The organism is Streptomyces sp. NBC_00005 (genome assembly GCF_045160215.1).
Classification (GTDB): domain Bacteria; phylum Actinomycetota; class Actinomycetes; order Streptomycetales; family Streptomycetaceae; genus Streptomyces.
The window spans coordinates 3,469,538-3,491,880 of record NZ_CP108316.1 but is presented as its reverse complement, the minus strand read 5'-3'; the positions used below and the strand labels follow the sequence as shown (position 1 = coordinate 3,491,880).

General features: G+C 72.4%; 19 protein-coding genes. 2 read left to right on the top strand and 17 right to left on the bottom strand.

Features of this window, described 5'->3' with window-relative positions; translation table 11 throughout:
- Positions 1-77 precede the first annotated feature (77 nt).
- A complete protein-coding gene (locus tag OG303_RS15905; RefSeq protein ID WP_405869044.1) occupies positions 78-1,268 on the top strand; it encodes a spermidine/putrescine ABC transporter substrate-binding protein in 1,191 nt (396 codons plus the stop codon).
- 134 nt (positions 1,269-1,402) lie between these two features.
- Here the strand turns inward: OG303_RS15905 and OG303_RS15900 are convergent, their stop codons facing one another.
- From OG303_RS15900 to OG303_RS15820, 17 genes are all read right to left on the bottom strand, one after another.
- The gene (locus OG303_RS15900; protein WP_405869043.1) at positions 1,403-2,068 is read right to left on the bottom strand and encodes a YceI family protein; all 666 of its coding nucleotides are present in this window, start codon (positions 2,066-2,068) and stop codon (positions 1,403-1,405) included.
- 44 nt (positions 2,069-2,112) lie between these two features.
- Positions 2,113-3,408 carry a hypothetical protein gene (locus tag OG303_RS15895; RefSeq protein WP_405869042.1) on the bottom strand — a complete coding sequence of 432 codons (1,296 nt, stop codon included), beginning with the start codon at positions 3,406-3,408 and terminating at the stop codon, positions 2,113-2,115.
- 28 nt (positions 3,409-3,436) lie between these two features.
- Positions 3,437-4,249, bottom strand: a complete 813-nt coding sequence (locus tag OG303_RS15890) for an IclR family transcriptional regulator (protein ID WP_405869041.1) — start codon at positions 4,247-4,249, stop codon at positions 3,437-3,439.
- Positions 4,246-4,962: an MBL fold metallo-hydrolase gene (locus tag OG303_RS15885; RefSeq protein ID WP_405869040.1), complete on the bottom strand. Its 717-nt coding sequence runs from the start codon at positions 4,960-4,962 to the stop codon at positions 4,246-4,248. Before OG303_RS15885 ends, OG303_RS15890 begins: the two co-directional genes overlap by 4 nt.
- Positions 4,953-6,200, bottom strand: a complete 1,248-nt coding sequence (locus tag OG303_RS15880) for a M20 family metallopeptidase (protein WP_405869039.1) — start codon at positions 6,198-6,200, stop codon at positions 4,953-4,955. The genes OG303_RS15885 and OG303_RS15880 overlap by 10 nt, the downstream gene beginning before the upstream one ends.
- The gene (locus tag OG303_RS15875) at positions 6,197-7,147 is read right to left on the bottom strand and encodes an ABC transporter permease (RefSeq protein WP_405869038.1); all 951 of its coding nucleotides are present in this window, start codon (positions 7,145-7,147) and stop codon (positions 6,197-6,199) included. The genes OG303_RS15880 and OG303_RS15875 overlap by 4 nt, the downstream gene beginning before the upstream one ends.
- The gene (locus OG303_RS15870; RefSeq protein ID WP_405869037.1) at positions 7,144-8,097 is read right to left on the bottom strand and encodes an ABC transporter permease; all 954 of its coding nucleotides are present in this window, start codon (positions 8,095-8,097) and stop codon (positions 7,144-7,146) included. The genes OG303_RS15875 and OG303_RS15870 overlap by 4 nt, the downstream gene beginning before the upstream one ends.
- Positions 8,090-9,847, bottom strand: coding sequence for a sugar ABC transporter ATP-binding protein (locus OG303_RS15865; protein ID WP_405877289.1), 1,758 nt, complete (start codon positions 9,845-9,847; stop codon positions 8,090-8,092). The genes OG303_RS15870 and OG303_RS15865 overlap by 8 nt, the downstream gene beginning before the upstream one ends.
- Positions 9,848-9,868: 21 nt before the next feature.
- A complete protein-coding gene (locus OG303_RS15860; RefSeq protein WP_405869036.1) occupies positions 9,869-10,939 on the bottom strand; it encodes an ABC transporter substrate-binding protein in 1,071 nt (356 codons plus the stop codon).
- 297 nt (positions 10,940-11,236) lie between these two features.
- Complete coding sequence (locus OG303_RS15855) at positions 11,237-13,258, bottom strand: NADase-type glycan-binding domain-containing protein (RefSeq protein ID WP_405869035.1); 2,022 nt, start codon at positions 13,256-13,258, stop codon at positions 11,237-11,239.
- A complete protein-coding gene (locus OG303_RS15850) occupies positions 13,255-13,821 on the bottom strand; it encodes a phage tail protein (RefSeq protein WP_405869034.1) in 567 nt (188 codons plus the stop codon). Before OG303_RS15850 ends, OG303_RS15855 begins: the two co-directional genes overlap by 4 nt.
- Before the next feature lie 31 nt (positions 13,822-13,852).
- Positions 13,853-15,814: a putative baseplate assembly protein gene (locus tag OG303_RS15845; protein ID WP_405869033.1), complete on the bottom strand. Its 1,962-nt coding sequence runs from the start codon at positions 15,812-15,814 to the stop codon at positions 13,853-13,855.
- On the bottom strand, positions 15,814-16,257 hold the full coding sequence (locus OG303_RS15840; protein WP_405869032.1) for a GPW/gp25 family protein: 444 nt from the start codon (positions 16,255-16,257) through the stop codon (positions 15,814-15,816). Before OG303_RS15840 ends, OG303_RS15845 begins: the two co-directional genes overlap by 1 nt.
- 31 nt (positions 16,258-16,288) lie before the next feature.
- Positions 16,289-18,196 (bottom strand): VgrG-related protein, encoded by a 1,908-nt coding sequence (locus tag OG303_RS15835; RefSeq protein ID WP_405869031.1) that lies wholly within the window; start codon positions 18,194-18,196, stop codon positions 16,289-16,291.
- On the bottom strand, positions 18,196-18,918 hold the full coding sequence (locus OG303_RS15830) for a peptidase M23 (RefSeq protein WP_405869030.1): 723 nt from the start codon (positions 18,916-18,918) through the stop codon (positions 18,196-18,198). Before OG303_RS15830 ends, OG303_RS15835 begins: the two co-directional genes overlap by 1 nt.
- Before the next feature lie 16 nt (positions 18,919-18,934).
- Positions 18,935-19,357: a phage tail protein gene (locus tag OG303_RS15825; protein WP_405869029.1), complete on the bottom strand. Its 423-nt coding sequence runs from the start codon at positions 19,355-19,357 to the stop codon at positions 18,935-18,937.
- 36 nt (positions 19,358-19,393) lie between these two features.
- The gene (locus OG303_RS15820; RefSeq protein WP_405869028.1) at positions 19,394-20,233 is read right to left on the bottom strand and encodes a hypothetical protein; all 840 of its coding nucleotides are present in this window, start codon (positions 20,231-20,233) and stop codon (positions 19,394-19,396) included.
- 313 nt (positions 20,234-20,546) lie between these two features.
- Between OG303_RS15820 and OG303_RS15815 the strand changes: the two genes are divergently transcribed.
- The gene (locus OG303_RS15815; protein ID WP_405869027.1) at positions 20,547-20,975 is read left to right on the top strand and encodes a hypothetical protein; all 429 of its coding nucleotides are present in this window, start codon (positions 20,547-20,549) and stop codon (positions 20,973-20,975) included.
- The last annotated feature ends 1,368 nt before the right edge of the window (positions 20,976-22,343 follow it).

The window sequence follows — 22,343 nt, the reverse complement described above, 5'->3', positions numbered from 1 at the left end:
AGGGTGTCCGGCCTGCGCGGACGTACTCGACGCTGCGTCGATTGTCGTCCCACAGGCAGGGGCGGCATGCTGCGGGGATGCCCCTGACGCCGAAGACCTCCTCGCTCTCCCGCCGGTCCCTGCTGCGCGCGCTGGGCGGCGGCGCGGTGCTCGGCGGCCTGGCCGGCTGCGGGGTGCCCGCCGCGTATGTGCACCCGGGTGACCGTGCCGTCGCCGACGTGTCCGCCAGTGACAAGAGGCTGACCTGGGCGAACTGGCCGTTGTACATCGACACCGACGACGACAACCCGAACCGGCGGCCCACGCTGGAGGCCTTCGAGAAGCGCACGGGGATCTCCGTCAAGTACACCGAGGAGATCAACGACAACGACGAGTTCTTCGGCAAGATCAGTCCCGCCCTGATGAACCACCAGCAGACCGGCCGCGATCTGATCGTCATGAGCGACTGGATGTGCGCGCGGTTCGTGCGGCTGGGCTGGGTCCAGGAGATGGACCGGGCGAAGCAGCCCAACGTGGCCAAGTACCTTGATCCGCAACTGCGTTCGCCCGCGTTCGACCCCGGCCGCAGGTACTCGGTGCCGTGGCAGTCCGGCATCACCGGCATCGCCTACGACCGCCGCAGGCTCGGCCGGGAGATCCGGCACGTCTCGGACCTCTGGGCGAGCGACCTCAAGGGGCGGGTGACCCTGCTGTCCGGCCTCGACGAGTCGTTCGCGCTGTTGATGCAGGGCAACGGCGTCGACATCACCAAGTGGACGGCGGCCGACTTCGACAAGGTCTGCGACCAGGTCGAGAAGTACGTCGCAGGCGGCCAGATCCGCCGCTTCACCGGCAACGACTACACCAAGGACCTGGTCAGCGGCGACGTCCTGGCCTGTCAGGCGTACTCCGGCGATGTGATCCAACTCCAGGCCGACAACCCGCACATCCGCTTCCTCGTGCCCGAGGAGGGCGCGGAGCTGTGGGCCGACTCGCTGATGATCCCGGACCGCGCCCAGCACATGAGGAACGCCGAGCGGCTCGTCGACTACTACTACGAGCCCGCCGTGGCCGCCGAACTCGCCGCCTGGGTGAACTACGTCTGCCCCGTCCCGGCCGCCCAGGACGTCCTCGCCTCCTCGAAGGACAAGGACACGGCGGCCCTCGCCGAGAACCCGCTGATCTTCCCGGACGCGGCGATGCGCAAGCGGCTGGTGATCGCGCGGGACATCACGTCGAAGGAGCGGGTGGAGTTCGCGAAGAGGTGGAACAAGATCGTGGGGTTGTGAGGCGTCGCGGTACCGCCCTCCTCACGAGGTGTACGTCCGCGGCCTCCGGCCCGGGGCCTTCGTCGTGGTGACGAAGGACCCGGGTTGTCACCGGAGGCGGGATGCCGGCCAGGGATGCCGGTCACGGATTCCGGTCAGGCGGGGAGTACGCGGATGGCGGCGATGTCGAACTGGAGGCGTACCTTCTCGCTCACCATGGCGCCGCCCTCCGCCAGTCGCTGGTTGTAGGTCAGGCCCCAGTCGGAACGATTGATGGTGGTCGTGCCGTCGAAACCGACCCGCTCGTCACCGAACGCGTCGGTGACGTGTCCTATGTAGGTGAGTTCGAGGTCGACCGGACGCGTGGTGTTCTTGATGGTGAGGTCGCCGCTCATGCGGTAGACGTCGTTGTCCGCGAGGCGCACCGTCGAACTGACGAAGCGCATGTGCGGATAGGTCCGGGCATCCAGGAAGTCACGGCCGACCAGATGGCCGTCGCGCTGTTCCACCCCCGTGTCGACGGACCCGGTGGCGAGGACGATCTCGGCCCGTGAGCGGGACGGATCGCGGCCGTCGAAGTAGAGGCGGCTCTGGTACTCCGTGAAGGCTCCGCGCACCGTCGTCACCAGGGCATGGCGGACGGAGAAACCGATGCGACTGTGGGCCGGGTCGATCTGCCATTCGCCGGTCAACGACGCCAGGGCCGGATCCGGCCGGTTCACCGTGGGGGCGAAGGCCGGTGGCTCCAGGGGGAGTTGCGGGGCGGGTGCGGTGGGGGGAGCCGGGCGGCGCAGGGACGCAGCTCGGGTGAACAGGTTCATGGTTCACCTACCTACGTCACCACAGAAATTGCCGCAAGCCTCCTTCAGCACCCGCGCACACGGTCACCACGAATCCCCCCTGTAAAGCGTGGGTTACGTTCTTTCAGTGCCCCGGGGATGCGGTCCAGCACCGGAAACGGGACCAGGCCGTAGTGGTAGAAGTCCACGGCGTCGGCACCGCCGGGCCCGGTGGCCGCGGCGGTCTTCGCGGCCAGGTGTTCGGCGGACTCGGTGTCCGGAAACCCCGGGCGCAGCACCGCGCGCAGCGAGCAGCCGCCCGGCAGGACGGCCCGGTGGGCGGCGACGTCGGCCGCGATCCGCTCCGGGTCACGGGCGTAGGCGAGGACGGCGTAGCCGGGGACGACGGCGCCGATCGCGGCCGGGTCGACGCCGGTTCGCCAGGCCTCGTCGACGGCGAGCGGGCCCGTCGGCAGGCCGTCCGCATAGCCCTTGATCGCGCCGGTCAGATCGAGGAAGACCAGCCGGGAGCCCTCGGCGGCCACCGCGGCGGCCACGGTCGCGGCGAGCGAGGTGACGGTGTCCGTGCGGGTACGCACGTACGCGGCGACGGGCTCCGGCAGGTCGTCGATGCCCGGCCCGCCGGGCCGCGGATCCGCGCCGTCCAGCACCCGGCCGACCGTACGGGCCGCCGCGGCGCGCGCGGCACCGGCGTCCGCTCCGGCCGATTCGGCGCGCCCCGTGCAGTGCGGGCAGAAGCACAGACCCAGCAGGAAGTCCTCCGCCGGGCCGAGGGGGACGAAGCTGCGTTCGTGGTGGTAGCCGTGGCCGAAGGTGCCGTAGTGGAGGGACTCGGCGACCACCGCGTCCACGCCGAGGCGGGCCACCGAACGGGCGAGGGCCACGGCGTACGCCCGCACGTCGGGGTGGGCCGGGCACAGGTCCGCCGGGGCGGCCCGGTCGCCGAAGCAGTTCTGCTGGGTGACGTCCGGGTGGGCCAGGCCCAGGGTCGTGTTGTGCAGGAACACGGTCCAGCCGTGCAGGGCCGCGCCCCGCTCGGCCGTACGCCTGCGTGCCTCGCGCAGCGGTTCTTCCTCGGCGCCCGGCTGCACGGGAGGCGTGAGGCGCAGGCCGTCGAACAGGTCGGCGGGCGGGACGACGTGGGTGCCGTCGCGGCGCAGGGTGACCCGCGCCGGGCCGTGCGGGGTGACGTCACGCGCGCGGTGGTAGGCGGCTGCGACGGTGAGGGTGTCGCAGCCGTAGGTGCCGAGGACGCGGTCGAGCACCTCGGTGGTGCCCTCGGCGCGCAGGTCCTCGACGAAGGCGTACGTCGACGCCGTGGAGGCAGGGGAAGCCGGAGAGGTCGGCAACGGGCTTTCCATGGGGCGCCTTTCGGAGCGGGGTTCGGGTTCAGCGGCCGGTGTCGCGGACCCTGGAGGAGCCGAGGACGTGGGAGATCTCCAGGCCGGTGCGCACGACCATGGGGCCGACCTCGCGGACCCGGGCGGGAGTCATGCGGGTGGTGAGACCGGAGACGCTGACCGCGCCGACCGCCGCGTCGGTGTGGTCGAAGACGGGGGCGGCGACGCACCGCACCTCCGGCTCGTTCTCGCGGTCGTCGATGGCGTAGCCCTGGCGCCGGACGCGGTCGAGTTCGGTGCGCAGCCGCTGCGGATCGGTGCAGGTGTGCGCGGTGACCGGCGGCATCCCGGCGGCCACCACCACCCGGAACGCCTCCTCGCCCTGCCAGGCGAGGATGGCCTTGCCGACGGCCGTGCGGTAGGCGGGGACACGGCTGCCGATCCGGGAGGCCATGCGGACGTTGGTCTCGTTCTCGACCTTGTCGACGTAGACGACGTCCGGCTGTTCGTACACCACCAGATGGCAGGTTTCCCCCACCGCGTGCTGGAGCAGCCGCAGCGGTTCCGTGGCCACGGTCCTCAGATCGAGCGAGGACAGGTAGGCCTGGCCGAGCCGCAGCGTGCCGTGGCCGAGCCGGAACCACCCCGTCTCCCGGTCGCGGACCAGCAGGTCGGCCTCCATGAGGGGCGCGGCCAGCCGCAGCACCGTGCTCTTGTTGATGTCGAGTTCCTCCGCGAGCCGGGTCAGGGAGATGCCCCGGCCGGTGCCGGCGTGGTCGCGGACGTACTCGAGAACGGTGAGGGCGCGGCGCAGCGAGGAGGACTGGTTGCGGCGGGCCGGGGGTCCCGGAGTGGCGGTCATGTCGTACTCCTCGGCAGCAGTCCGCGGGCGACCGTGTCGCGGGCGGCCACCAGGTGCCGTCCGGCGCGGGCGAGTGAGACCTCGTGATGGCCGGGGAAGAGCGCGTCGACGTCCAGCTCGGCCAGCAGGGTCAGACTGGCCGCGTACTCGGGCACCCGGCAGTCGTGCAGATTCTGCAGTGAGATACGGCCCCCGGTGAAGACGCAGTCCCCGGAGAACAGCGCCCGGTAGCCGGGGGTGCGCAGGTGGTAGCAGACGTGGCCGTCGGCGTGGCCGGGCGTCGCGACGGCGCGCAGGACGACGCCGCCGCCGAGGTCGATCTCCTCGCCGTCCGCGATGGGCTCGACGCGGGGGCAGGGGGTGAAGGTATACGACTGCGGGTAGACCCCGGCGGCCTTGCCCTTGTCGACGCTGAGGCCCTGTTCGTCTCCCGTGGCGATCCACTTCACCGCCGCGGCGCCGGCACGGACGCGGAGTCCGGGCAGGTGCTCGGCCAGGGCTGCGGCGCCGCCCGCGTGGTCGGCGTGGCCGTGGGTGAGGAGGAGGTGGTCGACGGCCCGGGTGACCACGGGCCCGGACCGGCCCGCTCCGGCGTCGATGAGGGCGCTGTGCCGGCTGCCCTGCACCAGATAGACGTGGCAGTCCAGGGGGTCGGTGAGATCGAAGCCGGCGGCGCCGCTGGCGACGAGGGTGACGTGGTCGGTCAGGCGCACGGCCGCCCTCCCGCCGCGGGGTCTTCGGCCCGTGGGCGTCTGCCGGTCGTGTGCGGCTGGTCGCGCCCCGCGGCGGAGCCGCATGTCGACACAGCCCCGCGCCCCTGCGGGGCGCCTGCCCGACCTTGCGTTTCTCGGACCGTTGTCACGACGACCCTCGCGGCCAGTTCCACCTCGGCCAGTTCCACCGACTCCGTTGCCGCATGCGCGTCCGTCACCGAGCCCGGGCCGAAGACCACTGACGGGATTCCGGCGCGGGCGAGCTTGCTGGCGTCGGTGCCGAAGGGCATCCCCGCAGCCGTGGAGGGAAGGCCGTGGGCTGCCAGAGCTCTACCGAGTGCGGTGACGATCGCCGCGTCGGGTCGTGTGTCCAGCGCCGGGTCCACCGTGAACGGTGGGTCCAACTCCGCGCCGAAAGCGGCCAGTTCCGCACGATCGTGCTCCCAGACCGCCTCCAACCCCTCACCGGGCAACGTCCGCCGGTCGATGTCCACCTCGCAGGTGCCGGGGATGGTGTTGGGACCGGTGCCGCCCCGGATCCGGGTGATCGAGCGGGTCGCGGGGCCGAGGAGCGGGTGCGGCGGGACATCCGGAGCGGTCGTGGCGAGGTGGGCGATGACCGGTCCCATCGACGTGATCGCGTTCACCGCCTCTTCGGGGCGCGAGCTGTGTCCCGCCCGCCCCGTCGTCCGTACGGTGTAGCGGACCACTCCCTTGTGCGCGACCGCCGGCACCAGCCCTGTCGGCTCGCCGACGATCGCGCCCACGACGCGGCGGTCCGCGAGGGCGTCGATCAGATGCAGTACGCCCCGGTACGCGTGCTCCTCGTCGCACACCCCGGCGAGCACCAGCGTGTGCAACGGCGGTTCCCCGCCCGCAAGTTCGGCCGCGGCCAGCATGAACGCCGCGAGCGGACCCTTGGCATCGCAGGCGCCGCGCCCGTACAGCCGCCCGTCCCGGACCACACCCTCGTACGGATCGACGGTCATGCCGTCCGTCTCGACCGTGTCGAGGTGCGACTCCAGCAGGATCGCCTCGGGACGGCGGCCCGGCACGACGGCCACGACGTTGCAGCGCCCGGGCAGCACCTCGTGCAACTCGGCCTGCACACCGTGCCGTTCGAGCCAGTCCCGTACGTACTCCGCGACCGCCGTCTCGCCCCCGTCGCCTTCCTGGCCGCGGGGGTTGACGCTCGGGATCCGTACGAGGTCCCGGAGGAGTTCCTCGACGTCCGTCATGTACGGCGCTCCCTCGCGTAGATCAGCAGCAGGCCGATGATCAGGACGCCGAGGACGACCTGCCGTACGCCCTCCGAGAGGTTCCAGGAGGTCAGCAGTGCGGTCAGCAGGGTGAGCAGCAGGGCGCCGCCCACCGTGCCGAGGAGGTGGCCGCGGCCGCCGAGGATGGAGGTGCCGCCGAGCACGACCGAGGCGATGGACAGGAGTTGGTACGGGCTGCCCATGGTCAGCGAGCTGGTGCCGGTGAAGCCGAGCAGCACCAGGCCCGCCACACCGGCGAGCAGCGCGCAGGAGACGTACGCGGTGAACGCCGTGGTGACCAGGGGTACTCCGGAGGCGCGGGCGGCGTCCTCGCCGGCGCCGAGGGCGAAGGCGTACCGGCCGGTGCGGGACAGATGCAGCAGCCAGAAGGCGGCGGCCGTGATGGCCAGCCACAGCACGAACGCCCAAGGGACGCCCAGCAGGCGGCCGTTGGCGAGCGAGTCCAGCAGGGGCAGCTGCGCCGAGCTGGGCGAGCCGTCCGTGTAGACGAGCAGGGCGCCGGACAGGATCGTGCCGGTGGCCAGCGTCATCACCATCGGCGGAACGCGCAGCCACACCACTCCGGCCGCGTTCACGGCGCCCACCAGCGCGCTCAGCAGCAGCGCCACCACCACGGCCGTCGTGCCGCCGCCTGCGCCGGAGGCGACCTTGGCGCACACCACCGCGGACAGCGCGACCACGCCCGACACCGACAGGTCGATGCCGCTCATCATGACGACCAGGGTCTGGCCGACCGCGACGATGCCCAGGAACGACGCCGTCTGCACCAGATAGCGGAAGTTGGAGACGCTGTCGAAGCCGTCCGCGAAGAGGATCGCCGCGAGCCAGGTGAGAGCGAGGACGCCGAACGCCCAGGCCGCCCGGCTGCCGCGCAGTGCGGTCAGTGGTGCAAGGCTGCTGCTCATACGGCCGCCTCCCGCGTCAGATACGTCTTCAGGGCGAGCGCCACGACGAGGATCACGCCCTGCGCGATGAGCTGGTAGAAGGGCGAGATCCCGGTGAACAGCAGCAGGTTGGTGAGCAGGCCGATGACCAGCGCGCCCAGGACGGTGCCGCGCATCCGGCCCACCCCGCCGAAGAAGCTGATGCCGCCGAGCACCGAGGCGGCGATGGAGTTGAGCGTGTACGGGGTGCCGATGGTCGGGTCCGCGGAGCCGGTTTGGACGGCGAGGCCGATGCCGGCGAGACCGGTGAACACGCCGGCGAGGGCGTACCCCGAGATCTTCACCCCGCGGGTGTGCAGCCCGCTGGCGTAGGCGCCGTGCTCGTTGCCGCCGACGGTGTAGAGGGCGAGCCCGTGCCGGGTGGTGCGCAGCAGTTTCCAGACGGCGAGGACGAGCGCGACGGCGACCGCCGGCAGGGCGATCCCGTTCCAGCCGTTGTTGTACGCGGCCACCAGCCCGCCCGGCACATGGCCGCCGGGCTGCGGCAGGACGACCAGCGTCACCCCGCTCCACAGGAACGACGTGGCGAGCGTGACGACGATCGGGGGCAGTCCGGCGTACGCGACCAGCGTCCCGTTGACCGCGCCCGCCGAGACGGCCACCAGCAGGGCGACGAGCGCGGCGGCCGCCACACCGCCCGCGCTGTGCGCCTCGTAGGTGGCGAACACGGCCATGGAGAGCCCGAGTACCGCACCCAGCGACAGGTCGATCCCGCCGAGCAGCATCACCGTCGTCTGTCCTGCCGCGGCCAGGATCAGCGGCAGGAACTGGGCGGACAGGATGGTGATGGAGGCGGGCGTGAGCAGGCTGGAGTCGTAGTGCTGGTAGGCGACGAGCAGCACCAGCAGAAGTGCCGTCAGGGCGAGGAGGTCGGTGTTGCCGCGGGCGGCACCCGCGAGGCGCTCACGCACGGACCACGCTCCCGACGCCCATGACCGACGACCTGACCAGGCGTTCCTCCGTCAGGTCTGATCCGGCGAGGCGGTCGACGACCGTCCCCTCGTACATCACCGCCACCTCGTCGCACAGGCCGACCAGTTCCATGGTGTCTCCGGAGGTGACCAGCACCGCGAGGCCGTCGTCGGCCAGGCGGCGCAGCAGGTGGTAGATCTCGCGCTTGGTGCCGATGTCGATGCCGCGGGTCGGTTCGGCGAGCAGCAGGACGCGGGGCGCGGTCGGCAGCCACTTGGCGAGCGCGACCTTCTGCTGGTTGCCGCCGGACAGACGGCGGGCCTCCTGTGCGGGGGAGGCCGCCTTGATGCGCAGGCGTCCGATCAGGTCGTCGACCAGCGCGGTCTCCTCGCGGCGCGAGACCGTGGTGAGGCGGCTCGCGGGGGAGAGGGCGCGCAGGTTGGGCAGGGCGAGGTTGTCCCGGACGGTGCGCATGGTGTGGACGCCCTCGGTCTTGCGGTCCTCGGGGACGTACGCGATGCGGTGGCGGATGGCGTCGCGGGGGGAGGACAGACGGACCGGGCGTCCGTCGAGGCTCAGGTCTCCGGTGTGCCGGGCAAGGCCGAACAGGGCCCGCAGGACCTCGCGTTGGCCTTGTCCCTGCAGCCCGCCGAGGCCGATGATGCGCCCGGGCGGGAGGTCGAGGTCGACGCCGGAGCAGGCGCCGGGGACAGTCAACTTCCGTACGCGCAGGAGGGATTCGGGAGCGGAGTCTCCTGCGGCGCCGGGCTCTGCTGTCGCGAGGGCCACCGTTACGGCCGGTGTCTTCGCCGTAGCCGTCGTCGGCCCGGCAGTCGTCATGGCCGCTGTCGTCGCCGTGGTCACGGCGTCCGCCTTGGCCGCGACCGTCGTCACGGCGTCCGCCGTCGTGGCCGTCACGCCTTCCGTCTTGGCCGCGACCGGCGTTACGGCGTCCACCGTTGCCGCAGCCAGCGTTACGGCCTCCGCCTTTGCCGCAGCCGCCTTCGCCGGAAACAGATCCGACAGCTCCCGTCCCACCATCAGCCGCACGATGTCGTCGTGATCCGTCCGTGCCCGTTTCCGGGTCGCCATCACCGCGCCGTCCTTCAGGACCGTCAACCGGTCGCCGACCGCGAGGAGTTCGGCCATGCGGTGGCTCACCAGGATCACCGAGCCGTCCTGGTCGCGGAGTTCGCGGACCACCCGGAAGACGGCGCCCACCTGGTCCTCGTCCAGCGCCGAGGTCGCCTCGTCCAGGATGAGCAGACGGGGCTCGCCCGCCAGGGCCTTCGCCAGTTCGACCAGTTGCTGACTGCCCAGCGGCAGTCGTCCGGCCGGGGTGCGCGGGTCGACGTCGAGGCCGACCCGCTCCAGCAACGGCTGGGCGCGCGCGGCGAGTTCACCGCCCCGGACCAGGCCCCGGCGGCTGGGCCAGTTCCCCAGGAAGACGTTCTCCGCGACGCTCTGGTGCGGGTTGAGGCTCAGCTCCTGGTGGACGGAGCCGATCCCGGCGGCCCGGGCGCGGTGGGGAGACCACGCCCGGGCGACGGGAGTGCCGTCGAAGACGACACGGCCGGAGTCGGGTGCCAGCAGCCCGGTGACGAGGGAGAGCACGGTGGACTTGCCGGCCCCGTTCTCGCCGACCAGGGCCAGCACCTCCCCGGGCTCGACCTCGAAACTCACGTCCGTGAGCACCCGGTTGCCCGCGAACGACTTCGACACCTTCTCGACGCTGAGCAGCGGCGGCACGGTGGTCAACTCCTCACCCGCTCACTTGCCGATGAGCTTGTCGATCTGGGACTGCGGAAGGGCGTTGATCGGATACGAGTCGTCCGGCTGACTCGGCTTCGCGTACTGCGACAGGTTGCTGTCGGTGATCTCGGGCAGCGGGACGGTGATGTCCTGGGGGACGGCGACGCCCTCCCGCTTGGCGACGGCCGCCTCCATGGCGATCACCGCGAGGTAGTTGGGCTGGGCGGTGGCCAGGGAGGAGAACCCTTCCTTCTGCTTGGCCTGCCACAGCTTCAGGAAGCCGTTGTAGTTCTCACCCGTGATCGGGACGAGCTTCTTGTCCTGCTTGACCAGGGTCTGCAGCGCCGCCGCCGACAGTGCGCCGCCCTGCGAGAAGACGCCGTTGATGTCGGAGTGGGCGGAGTACGCCGAGGCGAAGGCCTGGGCGGCCGGCGCGAGGTTGTACTCGCTGTGCACATTGCTGACGATCTTGATGCCGGGGTACTTCTTGAAGACCGCCGCGGCCCCCGACCACCGGTCCTCACTGACGGCGACGCCCGCCGGGCCGTTCATGGCGATGATGCTGCCCTTGCCGTTCAGCTTCTTGGCCAGCCACGTGGCCATCATCGAGCCCCAGGCCTTCTGGTCCGTGCCGACCCGGATGACCTTCTTGCTCGTCGGCAGCGAGTCGAAGGCGACGACGGTGATACCCGCGGCGGAGGCCTGCTCCAGCGCCGGGTTGAGCGCGGTGGAGGAGCCCGCGTCGACGAGGATCACGTCGTACTTCTGCTGGATCATGGCGCGGATCTGGGCGATCTGCTGCGAGGTGTCGCCGTTGGCGTTGAAGGTCTTGAACGAGGAGACCTTGCCCGCCGACTTCAGCTTGTCGACGTCGCCCTGCAGCATCTTCAGGGTCTGCTGCATCCACGACGGGGTCAGGTAGATCGTCGACCAGCCGACCTTGAGGTTCTTGGCCTGTGCGGGGGAGGCGCTCGTACCGGCGGCGCCCGTGGTGCTGCTGCCGGACTGGACGTCGCACGCGGTGACCCCGGCCAGCGCGCACAGGGAGGCGGCGACCGCCACCGCACCACGTACGGAGAGTGCGTTCATCGAAGCTCCTCGAATCCCTCGGAAGGTGCACGGGCGCGTCGAAGCGGCCCGGATGACACCGGATGACAGTGAGTTGGGGTGAGGACCGGTCTGTTGAGAGGGGAACGTAGGAGGTGCGCGAGGGCGGGCACCACGTCTGCAACACAAAATTTCGCATTGCACAACGCTGCCGCTCCGGGGTCTGCCGCGGACGGTTCGCGGGTATCGCTGGCGAACACGCGGACGGCCCTGGGGCGCGGTGGCGCCGGCCAGGGCCGTCCGGAAAGCGTGGTCACACGGGTCGGTACCCGCTCGGGGCTAGCTCGCGTGCGACGGGCCGAAGAACTCGATCTCGGCGATGGCCACCTGCTTGCTCCCCGAGGTCTGGTAGGACGACTCGATCGTGAAGCGGACCGCGGTGACCTCGCCGACACGGAAGGAGACGCGCTGGCCGCCCGCGCTCTGGTCGAGGACGAGTTCACGGGTGGTGGTCTTGCCGTTGGCCAGGGTGATGGTGGCCTTCACGCGGTGCGGGAGCGCCGACTGGGAGAGCTGGGCGGCTTGGGTGGAGACGCCCGGCGTGATGATCAGGTCCAGCAGCCGGGTCGGCTCGTCGAACCTGGCCTCGACCCACTGACCCTTTCCCGAGTCCGCCACCCCAGGGCCCCACCAGGTGTTCCTGTACTTGTCGAAGAGCAACCGCGGTGGGTGCCCCTGGTAGGAGCGGGAGGCGCTATAGCTGTCCGGGGCGACCGAGGCGCGCTTGGAGAAGTGGTCCCGGGTCGCCTGGACGGCCTTGGGGATGTTGAACGCCAGCATGATCAGCACGGTCAGGACGATCGCCGCACCCAGCCAGGTCAGTATGCGGTCGAAGGTGCGGCGCAGGCGCGGGCGGTCGCCCGCCCACGGGGTCTCGCGGTTGCCGAGGCCCACGAGCCGTCGCCACCAGGGCAGTCGGGCCGGTGCCTGCGCCTCGCCGGCCATGGGCATCGCGCACCGGGTGCAGAAGTGTCGGTCGGGCCGGTTGCGGGTGGCGCACCAGGGGCACGGCGTGCCGCCGTCCGCGCCGAGTTCCTCACCCGGGGCCCGTACGGCCTGCGGACGCTGGGCGGCCGGACGGCCGGGCAGGACCGGGGCGACGGAGGGTGTCGTCGTGGGGCGGGGCTCCGGGTCGGCGACCGGAACGAGGAGACGCCGGGCACGGTCCGTCATGCCGTCCGCGTCCGCGGAGGCGTTGGAGGCGGGGACGGGTTCGGTGGGGGCGGTGTCGTCCACGGGCGGGGTGACGGGGTGCGAGGCGGCGGTCGGGGAGGCGGCGCTCCCGCTCCGGTCGGCGGCTCCGGTGCCCCCGGGGGTGCGGGAAGCGGACGGCTGGGAGTCCTGGTGAGAGGCGGCGGCCTGGTCGGCCGAGGCGCCGGGCTCCGTGGTCGTCGTACCCGCGCTCAGCAGGTCCCTCGGAGTGCGGGCCAGCCCCGCACCACCGTCCGCCCGCGCGAAGGCGTCCCAGCCGGGGCCGGCGCCTGGGCCCGAGGCCTGGGCGGCGGGAACGGGTGCGGAGGATCCGGCCGAGGCGGCCGATCCTGCCGGGGACGTCGCGAAGGACGGGTCCCCCGGACCACCGTCCGAAGCCCCGCCGTAGCCGCCGGCGCCCTGCGGGGAGCCGCCTGTGTTCCCGCCGGATCCGCTCATGGCGGCGCGGGATTCGCCGGTGGCACCGCCGAAGTCGTCCGTGTTCCGGGCGGAGTTGCCGGTGGTACCGCCCGAAGCGTGCGCGGTGTCGCGGTAGCCGCCGGCGCCTCGCGCGGTGCCGTCGTCAGCGGCGCCGTAGTCGTCCCTGTTCCCGTTCGAACTGCCCATGGCTGTGCCGGATTCGCCGGGAGTCCGGCCGAAGTCGCCGGTGGTCGGGGTGGAGCCGGCGGTGTTCGGGCCGGGACCGTTCGTGGTGTTGCCGTAGCCGTCGGCGCCTCGCGCGGTGCCGTCGTCAGCGGCGCCGTAGTCGTCCCTGTTCCCGTTCGAACTGCCCATGGCTGTGCCGGATTCGCTGGGAGCCCGGCCGTAGCCGTCGGCGCCTTGCGCGGAGCTGTCGCCCGCCCCGCTGAAGCCGTCTGTGGTCCCGCCGGAGGCGCCCATGGCTCCGGCGGGTTCGCCGGTCGCGCGGCCGGAGTCGCCCGTGCCCCGCGCGGAGCCGCCTGTGCTCCCGGCGGAACGGCCGTCGGCCCCGCTGGGGCTTCGTCCCCCGGGCCGGTCCGTCCAGCTCAGTACGGCCCCGCAGGCGTCGCAGAACGACTGGCCCGGTTCCGCGCGGGTGCCGCAATCGGCGCAGTTCTGGGTGGTCGTCATTTCTCCGGGGTCCTTTCGGCGGGGGCGCCGGCGGTCACCTGGACCGTGTACGGCATGTGGGCGGGGCGGGCGGCTGCCACGAGGGTGTCCAGGCGGTGGTGGTCCGCCGGGGTCGGGTCGGGCAGCCGTAGACGGACGTGGAGGTGGGGGCGCGGATCGCCGGGCACCGGGCCGAGCGGGCGGGCGCTCCAGTCCGCGGCCCCGCTCTCGGTGATCTCCGGTGCGACGCCGAACGTGAGCCGGACCGCTTCGGCCAGCCCGCGCCGGGTGCCGCGGATGCGGTGCAGATACGCGGCGGCGGCCACGGCGGCCCGCAGCAGCGGCTCGGGTTCGCTGCCGTCGGTCTCGGCGCCGACCCAACCGCCCAGCCACTGGGTGAAGTCGAGCGGCGCGAGGGACGGCCGGAAGTACGTGTCGAGGCAGTCGAGCACGCTGTGGATCGGCGCGACCACCTCGTCGAGACCGGCGACGAAGCGCTGGGCCAGGTCGTCGTCGGCGAACACGGCCGGCAGCATCATGCCGATCGGCGCGGAGGAGCCGAGGCCGTCGATGGATCCCCTCATGTGCCCACCTCCGTGGGCCGGTCGACGGCCATCACGCGCCGTCCCCGATGACCCGCACCCGGTGGTCGAACGAGAACACCAGCGACGGCGCCGACAGGTCGATGCGGTCCGTCGCCTCGCCCCGCTTGCCGGTCAGCGGGTCGGCAGGGTGCAGGACCACCTCGTCGACCAGTTCCACACCCGGCACGCGCTGCAGCACCGCGAACACCTCCCCGGACTGGACGGGACGGCCGAACGGCCAGCCGGTGCCGTTCGCCCCGCCGGTCAGGGGGTCGAGGTGCCGGTAGAGGGCGTCGTGGGCCTGGCGGCGCACCCGGTCGGTGTCGACGCCCCGGAAGGCGTGCACGGTGGCCACGACGGTGACCCCCTGGTAGAACGGGGGACCGACCGCCAACCTCGTGCCGATCAGGCGGCGTTCGTCGAGGTGGCGGGTGATGCGGTCCAACAGGGCGTCGCCGGGCACCAGTTGCTCGAAGCGGAGCCGGCCGCCGGGGTCGGGGACCGCCTGCGGCACCACCAACACCCGTACCGCGTAGGCCCCGTGCTCGCTCTCCTCGCCCTCGAGGCAGGTGATGCGTGCGGTCTCGGGGGCGGCGCGGCGGGCCAGCTCCTCGTAGTCGCGCAGGGTGACCGCGCGTTCCTGGGCGCGCAGCGTGATGGGCGCCCTGACCTTGGCCTCCTCGACCGTCTCGCCGTCCACCCCGCCGCGCGCGGCCTCGCGGTTGACGACCTCAGAGACGTACGGGATGGAGGTGCGCAGGATCTGGACGGCGCCGCGCGCCACGTTGCCCGCGCGGCCGCCGCCGGTGCGGTAGCGGCGGGCGCGGACGGGCGAGCCCTTGGGGGCGACCCTGCCGTACTGGCGCAGGCCGCCGTCGGGTTCGCGCACGGCCGGTCCGAAGGCGATCTCGCCGCTGGTGGCGTCGACCGTGATGTGCCGGTCGTACGGTCCCGAGGCCGCGAAGTGCGGGACGACCTGCCAGTCCGTCCAGCCGTCGTCCTCGGCGGTCTGCAGCAGCACCGGCGGGTCGTCGCCGACCACGGGCGCGTGCGCCAGTCGCAGCCGCTGGCCCGGCAGTCCGTCGGACTCGCCGAGTGCCTCGTCGTACACCGTCTCGGCGTGCACGACGGCGGTCGTGCCGCCGATGGTGAAGGCCTCGGCGGCGCGGATCGTCGGGGAGGTGGTGTAGAAGGGCTGGCCCGGGAGGGGTTCGGTGACCCGGCAGCGCAGCCAGCCGGCCTCCTGGCCGGCGTTGCGGGACAGGACGTGCCCGCCGGGGACGTGCAGCACCAGCTCGCCGGGGCGGTTGAGGCCGCCGGTGCCGTCCCGGTCGACCTCGCAGGGCTGCCAGCCGTCCGCGGTCCATGCCTCCCACACCAGCGGCGGCTGCCGCGGGTCCACGCCGACGCCGTCCACCCGGCTGTCCAGGTCCAGGGAGACCGCGCAGTGCGGTACGGCGTTGGTCAGGCCGAGCAGCATGCAGTCGCCGGGGTCGGGAGACTCGGCGAAGCACAGGACGTCCTTGCCGCCCTCGGTGAGGTCGGGCGTCCGGTCGACCACCTGCTCGCCCCGGTGCTGCACCAGCAGATGGCCCAACTCACAGGGAATCACGGCCAGTTCGCGCTCGGTGGCGAAGACGACCGCCTCCTCGCTCTCCGTGCGCGTGGTGGCGACCTCGGTGCCCACCGGCACGGGTATCGGCTCCTCCTGGGGCGCCGAGAGCCAGAACGTCACGTCCGTGCGCGCGGCGGAGGGCGGGAACAGCGTGATCCCGACGAGGTCCAGGAACGCCAGGTGGTTCTTCTCGGGCACCCGGTTGAGCCGGTAGACGATCTGGTCGGCCATGTGGGCGACCGTCTCGACGAGGGTGACGCCGGGGTCGGAGACGTTGTGGTCGGTCCACTCCGGGGCGCGCTGCTGGATGTAGCGCTTGGCGTCGTCGACGAACTGCTGGAAACGCCGGTCGTCGAGGTTGGGTGAGGGCAGGGCCATCAGCGGTCGCTTTCAAGGGAGTTGCCCGCGCCGGGGCCGGCGTCGGGCTCCTCGTGGGACGGAATGACGTAGAACGGGAAGACGAGGCTGCGCGGGTTGTTGGTGCCGCGGATCGAGTAGCGGACGTCGATGAACAGGACGCTCTGGTCGGAGCCGGCCGTGACCTCGACGTCCTCGACCTCGATGCGCGGCTCCCAGCGGTCCAGGCTGACGTGCACCTCGTGCTGGATGCGGCCCGCGGTCTGCTCGTTGACCGGCGCGAACACCAGGTCGTGGATCGCGCAGCCGAAGTCGGGCCGCATGGGCCGCTCGCCCGGCGCGGTCGACAGGACCAGCCGGATCGCCTCCTCGATCTCCCGCTCCCCGCTGACCAGGGCGATCCCGCCGGTCGGCCCGATGCGCAACGGGAACGACCAGCCGGACCCGACGAACTGCTCGGCCATCAGCCGCCCACCTGCCTCTCACGGAAACGGCTCACGGGATCACCATCGGCACAGGGATGGTGGTGACCCCGAACACCGGGGAGCCGACCAGGGTGGTCGGCGCCTTGATCGTCGTGTTGACGGCCGAGGTGATCTGTACGGTGCCTCCGCCGGTGAGGTTCGCGACGCCGACGGCGTTCAGGTTCAGGGCGCCCACCGCGTTCACCCCGATCTCGCCCGCGGCCCGCACGTTGACCATGCCGCCGCCCTGGATGCTGAGCGGGCCGCCGCTCTTGATGGTCAGCCTGCGCCGCGCGCTCAGCGTCAGGTCGGTGCCCGCCTCCACGGACACCGACCGGCTGCCCTTGATCGTGACCGAGCCCTTGCTGTCCACGGTGATCTCGGTTTTCGTCCGGTCCAGGAACACGGTCAGCTGTTTGTCGCCGGAGATCAGCCGGACGCCCTGCTTGCGCAGGCCGGTCTTCTGGCTGAGCAGGTCCATGCGGTTGCCGTCCCGGTCGGAGACGGTGTGCCGGCTCGCCTTCCTGCGCACGGTGTCGTGCAGCGGCACATCACTGACGACGGTCGGTTTGTCCCGGCCGTTGTAGAGCCCGCCGATCACGAACGGATGGTCGAGAGCACCCCGGTCGAACGCGACCAGCACCTCGTCGTTGACGTCCATCGGGAACACCCCGCCGCCGCCGAGGCCACCCAGCTGCACGGTCCGCGTCCAGTCGCTGACATAGGTGTCGTCCAGCCACGGGAACTGCAACCGGACCCGCCCCTGCTTGAGCGGGTCGTTCACGTCGGTGACCAGCGCGTTGGCCACACTGGGCAGCCGGGGTGCGGTGTCCGTGCCGCCTGAGCTGAGCCCGTACAGCGAACGCCACTGCCGTCCGCTGACCGTCACCCAGGCCTCGTAGTGCTTCCCGTCGCCGAAGACGTGCCGTACGGAGGTGACGGTGTACTTGCCCTCGAAGGGCGTGCCGACGTCCGCCAGCGCGACCGGAACTCCCGGGCGCAGCTTGGGATTTCCGCGGGCCACGACCTCCAGCTCGGCGAACGAGCCGGTGACGTCGTCGGCGAGGGCGTCGGCAGCGAACTTCACCTCGTTCTGCTTGTCGTAGGGCGTGCCCGTCTCGACGAGCTTGGCCGTCTTGAACTTGCCCGAGGCCGCGCCCGGGGTGGTGCCGATGGTGATGCCCGGGTTGGCGGTCGCCGGCGCGGTGGCGGTGAGCTTCTTCTTCGTGGTCACGTCCCAGCCGCGCGACTCCACCTTGCCCACCTGGTCGGCGGCGGTGACGGCGGCCCGCAGGCGCAGGATGTCGTGCCCGGCCTGGAGGACGAACGGACTCTTCTCGCCGTCGGTGTTCGGAGAGGGCGCCCCGGAGGCCGACTTCGGCTTCACGAACTGGAACTTCCCGTCCGCGTCGACCGACATGACCATCTCGTTCTCGTCGGCGAGCCGCGCGAGGAAGTCCCAGTCGGTGACGTTGGACTGGCTGATGAACTCGTACACCGTCTTCGTGGACGCGATCCGCCCGATGGGCACACCGTCCTGCGCGGCCAGCTTGCGGGCGATGTCGGAGGCGCTCTGGTTGCGGTAGGCGGCCACCCGGCGCTGGCGCAGCAGGCGGTGCCCGAGGTCGTAGCCCCGCACGACGGTGAAGGTGCCGGTGCCGTCGTAGTCGGCCTCGAGGCCGGTGACCTCGCCGGTCAGCAGCGGATCGCCGGCGCCCTGGCCGTCGGTCACGGGCGAGAAGACGACCTTGGTGCCGAAGGTGATGTTCAGCTTGCCCAGGAGCAGCCGGTAGGGGTCACGGAAGGTGAGCCGGAACGCGGCCGGGACCCCGACGCCCTGGTCGACGTAACTGTCCACGAGGTCCGGGGCGAACTCGGGGGGCAGCTTGGCGCCGTTGATCTTCACATCGACGACGTTGGAGAACGCGGACTGCACCATCAGGAACGCACCTCCTCGGCGGCCGGCAGCACGAGTTCGATGCCCGTCGGCAACTGCCCCGGGTTGTCTATGCCGTTGGCCTCGGCGATGGAGCGCCAGGCGGCCGCGTTGCCGTACTCCCGCCAGGCCAGCGACTGCAGGGAGTCGCCCGCCACGACCCGGTGCACGCGCTGCGCGGTGAGCGCGCCGGAGGTCGGGTTCTGGCCCTTGGTCTTGCTGGGGATCTCGTGCAGCTGCAGCCTGCAGGTGGCGCGGATGGGCACGCCGGTCGTGGAGAACAGCGTGTAGTTGGCCTCCACGGAGCTGACGTACGCCGTGAACCGGGCCGTCGAGAACGACCCCCACTGGAAGACCACCCACGGCGGGGAGGGCTGCTTGGCGGCGATGCTCTTGCTCGTCACCTCGCAGCAGCCGAGCAGCGACTCGACCTTCTTCAGGACGGTGTTGCTGGTCGGCTGGTCGGAGGAGTCGAGAAAGATCTCGACACTCATCTCGCGCGGTTCCGCGCCCATGAACTCCGGGAGCGGGCCGTCCCGTTCGATCTGTGCGGGCGTGACCTTCCACTGGGCGCGGCGGCTCATCGACAGCTGCGCCGGGTTGAAGTCGAAGTTGAACGTCTTGATGATCCCGCCGGGCGCCCTGCTCTTGCCCTTCGGCGGCTCGTGGATCGCGAGCGCGGCGCGTACGAGGCTCTTGCCCGCGCCCTTGCTGCCCTTCGCCATGTCTCCCGCTCCCGCTTCAGTCCGTGAAACCGTGGTGAGCGATCTCCAGCACCTCGGTCGCCACCGCCGGACTGGCGGGATCGAGGGAGGGCCCGGTCCAGCTGACCGGCAGCACGTCGATGAGCCCCCAGCGCGCCACCTCCGAGCCGTCCGCGCGCAGCGCCGCGATCTGGGCGGTGGGCCGCTTGATCCCCGTCTGCACGGACGAGATCCACTTGGCGACCTTCGTGGTGTCCGGGGTGAGCGGGCGGGTCAGCCGGATCGTGGAGAAGGTGACCCGGGTCGGCAGCTGCCAGACGAAGCCGTTGTTGCCGCCCTCCTGGCGGTGCTCGACCTCCACCTGCGACGACAGCCCCTCGCATCCGTTGAAGTAGCCGAGGCTCTCGCCGTCGATGCTGAGGGTGAACCAGATGGTGGAGCCCGGGTCCTGGCGGGACATCGAGGGTGGGCCTTTCTGTCGTTCTGTCGGTCCTGGTCAGTGGCGGGGGTCGCGGAGTCTGCCGATCCGTTCGCGGTCCAGGCGGAGTTCGGTGCGGATCAGCCGGGTGACGCGGCCGATGATCCGGTGGACGAGTTCGTCGAGCTGGAAGTCGGTGAGCTCACGCGGGTCGAACGCCCCGGCGGGGACCTCCCGGTACTCGGGCGGGGGCGCGGCCGCGGCCGCAGTCGCGGAGTAGGGGGGTGGGGGCGGGCCGTCGGCCCTCTGTGAGTACGGCGGTGGGGCGCCGGCGCCGTGCGAGGCGGGGGGTGGTGCGGTGGCGGTACGCCCGGTCAGCGTCGTGCCGACGGTGGCGGCCGCGGCGGCGGCGAGGGCACCGACGGTGTGGCCCGCCGGGGGCGCGGCCGGAGCCTTGGCCGAGGCCTTGGACGTCTTCTTGCCGAACCCGAAGCGCTGGACGACGGGCGCCTGAGCGGACGCGGCGGCGGGCCCGGCCGATCCCGGGGCCGGGGGCGGGGTGAGGGGCGCCACGGGGAGGGGGGAGCGGTCGGCCGTGGTGGGCCGGGGCGCCCGGTGGCGGAGGGGCGTGGGCTGGGCGGGGGCCACCGCCTTGCGCTGAATTGCGGGGGTGGGGAGGGGAGTTGGTGGTGCCTGGGGGCTGCCCGGCGGGGTGAGCGGGGTCGCCGGGGGAGCGGCCTCGGGGGGTGTCGCCGGGGGCTGGTGCGATACGGCGGTGAGGGGCGCGGTGGTCGCGGCGCGCTGCACCGGCGGCTGGTGCGGTACGGCGGTGAAAGGCGTCGTCGGGAAAGACGGAGCCGTGGGAGCGCCGAGGAGAGGTGTGGCGTCGGCGGGAGGCGTGGTGAGGGGGGCGCCCAAGGGGGAGTGGCGTGGGGGGACGGGGGGTTGGGCGGCGGGGGTGCGCTGGACGGGGGGCCCGACGGGGTTCGGTGAGGGTGGCGAAAGGGGGGCCGATGCGGAGGGCGGCACGGGTATCGACGGGGAGGGTGAAAAGGGGGTCGGTGTGGGGGGCGCCGGGACGGGCTGGGGCGACGAACTGGGCTGTGGGGAAGGCGAGTTCGGCGTTTGCGGTGAGGTGCGCGAGGCCGACTGGGGCTGCGGACTCTGCGGGCTCTTGGGGGCCACGGGCTGAGAGGCGATCGGGGCTCCGAGGCCCGGACGCGCGGGGCGGGTGGCGCTTCGCTGGACGGGCGGCGTCGAGGCCGGGGAGGGGGTGGCCGAACTAGCCGTCGGGCGAGGGGAGTTGGCGGACGGCGGGGTGGCGGGACCCGTGGCCCGGCGGGTGGGGGTGCCTGCGGGCTGGGAGGGCGCGGAACCGGTCGAGGGCTGTGGGGCGGGGCTCGGGGTGGCTTCGGAGGGGGTCGTCCGGGGTGCGGGCGCGGATGCCGCGGTGGCCGTCGTCCGCTGTACGGGCGTGGCCGCGGCAGGCGTCCGGCGGACGGGCGGGGTGTCGCTGTTGGCCGCCGTGTCGTGGTGTGCGGGTACGGGTGTGCTGCCGGGCGCCTGCGCCGCTCGCTGCACCTGGGGTGCCGTAGGGAGCGGGACGGAAAAACTGGCGGTGCTCGGAGTCCCCGCGCGGCCGGTCGTCGCGGTGCCCTGAGTGGTGGATGCCTGGGTCGGACGGGCAGGCGCGTTCGGGGCAGCGGGAGCGGGTGTGTCGGCCGGCTTTCGCTGTACCTGCGTCGGGGTCGGCGGAACGGCGGCCGCGATGCCGGGGGTTGAGCCGGTGCTGTCGGGTGTGCTCTGGCCCGGGGGTGTCGGCGTGGCAGCGGTCGGGGCAGCGGGAGCGGGTGTGTCGGCCGGTTTCCGCTGTACGTGCGTCGGCGTGGGCGGAACGGCGGCCGAGGTGCTGGGTGTTGAGCCGGTGTTGTCGGGTGTGCTCCGGCCCGGGGGTGTCGGCGTGGCAGCGGTCGGGGCAAGCGGATTGGATGTGTCGGCCGGCTTCCGCTGTACGTGCGTCGGTGTGGGCGGAACGGCGGCCGAGGTGCTGGGTGTTGAGCCGGTGTTGTCGGGCGTGCTCCGGCCCGGTGGCGTCAGTGCGGCAGCGGTCGGGGCCGGGGACGTCGTACGACTGCCGTCGGTCGACGAGGACTGCGGCCGGCCGGAGCCGGCGGACTGGCTGCGCTGGATCGCGGGCTGGGGCGCTCCGGCCGGAGGGCGTGCGGGTCCGGGCAGTGGGGAGGCGTTGGGCGGGCCACCGCGCACCGGCCGCGTTTCGGTGGGCGTCGCGGCACCGGAACGGGGTCCGGCAGCCGACGTGTTCCCGGCGGTTGGGGCATGGGTGGTGCTGGGGCCGCCGGTGGGCGGAACGGCGGCGGTGGAGACGGGGGCCTCGGCGCTACGTCCGACTCCGGGGCCTGCGCTGTGGGCCGACCCGGCGGTGGGCCCGACCGGGGCGCGTTGCACCGTGGGACCGTCGTGCGGGACTGTCGGAGCTGCTGAGGCGGGCGGTTGCGAGGCGGCTGTGGGTGAGGGGTTCGCGGGGTGAACTCCCTCTCGATCGCCGTCGGTTGAAGCCGTCGCCGAGCCGCCAGGGTCGCCCGTCGTGGTCGCGGCGGCCGTCGTACCGCCCTTGGGCGCGGGCCCCCGCCGAGCAACCGGCAGGGTGCGTCGCTGGGCTGCGGTCGTCCCGCTCTGCGCTCTCGTCAGCGACTTCGGCCGGGACGAGGAACCGGCCGGGACGGGGGTCACCCGCAGCCCGGGAACGGGGACAGGTGGCACCACTGCGGAGTCCGTCCCGGCGCTGATCGCCCCGGCCGTTGCGGAAGACACCGGCGCGGAAGACACCGGACCGACCGGGACTGCTCGCTGCACGGACGGCGCGCCCGCGCTCGGACCCCCCGTACCGGCCGACATGCCCGAAGGGGCCGATGTGGAAGAAGGAGCCGAACCCGACGGGGAGGAAAGACCCGCAGCCGACGGGGAAGCCGATGGGCCGGAGACCACCGGTCCGCTGCCCGCGCTCATC

Coding starts and splice junctions, on each gene's coding strand:
- OG303_RS15860 (WP_405869036.1), bottom strand. CDS start 10,939: ATGAACGCACTCTCCGTACGTGGTGCGGTGGCGGTCGCCGCCTCCCTG.
- OG303_RS15890 (WP_405869041.1), bottom strand. CDS start 4,249: ATGACCGCCACTCCGGGACCCCCGGCCCGCCGCAACCAGTCCTCCTCG.
- OG303_RS15855 (WP_405869035.1), bottom strand. CDS start 13,258: ATGACGACCACCCAGAACTGCGCCGATTGCGGCACCCGCGCGGAACCG.
- OG303_RS15845 (WP_405869033.1), bottom strand. CDS start 15,814: ATGGCCCTGCCCTCACCCAACCTCGACGACCGGCGTTTCCAGCAGTTC.
- OG303_RS15850 (WP_405869034.1), bottom strand. CDS start 13,821: ATGAGGGGATCCATCGACGGCCTCGGCTCCTCCGCGCCGATCGGCATG.
- OG303_RS15895 (WP_405869042.1), bottom strand. CDS start 3,408: ATGGAAAGCCCGTTGCCGACCTCTCCGGCTTCCCCTGCCTCCACGGCG.
- OG303_RS15905 (WP_405869044.1), top strand. CDS start 78: ATGCCCCTGACGCCGAAGACCTCCTCGCTCTCCCGCCGGTCCCTGCTG.
- OG303_RS15840 (WP_405869032.1), bottom strand. CDS start 16,257: ATGGCCGAGCAGTTCGTCGGGTCCGGCTGGTCGTTCCCGTTGCGCATC.
- OG303_RS15830 (WP_405869030.1), bottom strand. CDS start 18,918: ATGGCGAAGGGCAGCAAGGGCGCGGGCAAGAGCCTCGTACGCGCCGCG.
- OG303_RS15900 (WP_405869043.1), bottom strand. CDS start 2,068: ATGAACCTGTTCACCCGAGCTGCGTCCCTGCGCCGCCCGGCTCCCCCC.
- OG303_RS15875 (WP_405869038.1), bottom strand. CDS start 7,147: ATGAGCAGCAGCCTTGCACCACTGACCGCACTGCGCGGCAGCCGGGCG.
- OG303_RS15825 (WP_405869029.1), bottom strand. CDS start 19,357: ATGTCCCGCCAGGACCCGGGCTCCACCATCTGGTTCACCCTCAGCATC.
- OG303_RS15880 (WP_405869039.1), bottom strand. CDS start 6,200: ATGACGGACGTCGAGGAACTCCTCCGGGACCTCGTACGGATCCCGAGC.
- OG303_RS15835 (WP_405869031.1), bottom strand. CDS start 18,196: ATGGTGCAGTCCGCGTTCTCCAACGTCGTCGATGTGAAGATCAACGGC.